Genomic DNA, 436 nt, shown 5'->3' with positions numbered 1-436 from the left:
GTGATGTGGATGCGAATGTGTGGGAACCCGGCGTCAGCGGATGGTCGGAGGCGAAAGAATGAGCAGCCATTTGCAGATCATCGCTGAACTGGAGACGGTGACAGAAATCCAGGCAAAAGCCATCCGTGTTCTGGCAACGAGGCTGGCAGAACTGGGCGACACGGAGACCGGGCGGGACGAGATCGCGGAAGCCGATAAGGCATACCGTGAGGCCATCGGCGGAACCGATTGGATGGGCTGATACGCAGGAGGACGAGGGAATGTACATCGACGCGGACTTTATCATCAAGGCAGCAAGCCTGCTGAGCGCACTGGGGGCATTGGTGGCGGCGGTCGTGGCCGTGTACAAGGTGCTGGAGAACAATAAGAAGCAGAACGAGTTCATCAACGCCATGCAGGAGGAGCAGACCTTGATCTGCTACGGACTGCGGGGCGC

Annotated in this window: 1 protein-coding gene; it reads left to right on the top strand. The window is 58.9% G+C overall.

All coding sequences use genetic code 11. The annotated features are described in order from the left end of the window. Positions 1-58 precede the first annotated feature (58 nt). Positions 59-241 carry a hypothetical protein gene (locus RX395_RS10140; RefSeq protein WP_009260291.1) on the top strand — a complete coding sequence of 61 codons (183 nt, stop codon included), beginning with the start codon at positions 59-61 and terminating at the stop codon, positions 239-241. Positions 242-436 lie beyond the last annotated feature (195 nt).

The organism is Collinsella aerofaciens, from assembly GCF_032584215.1.
GTDB lineage: Bacteria > Actinomycetota > Coriobacteriia > Coriobacteriales > Coriobacteriaceae > Collinsella.
The sequence above is the reverse complement of the archived record's forward strand: the minus strand, read 5'-3'. Positions and strand labels throughout refer to the sequence as shown.

Bases quoted from the DNA above. Each gene is read 5' to 3' on its own strand.
- RX395_RS10140 (WP_009260291.1), top strand. From the start codon at position 59: ATGAGCAGCCATTTGCAGATCATCGCTGAACTGGAGACGGTGACAGAA.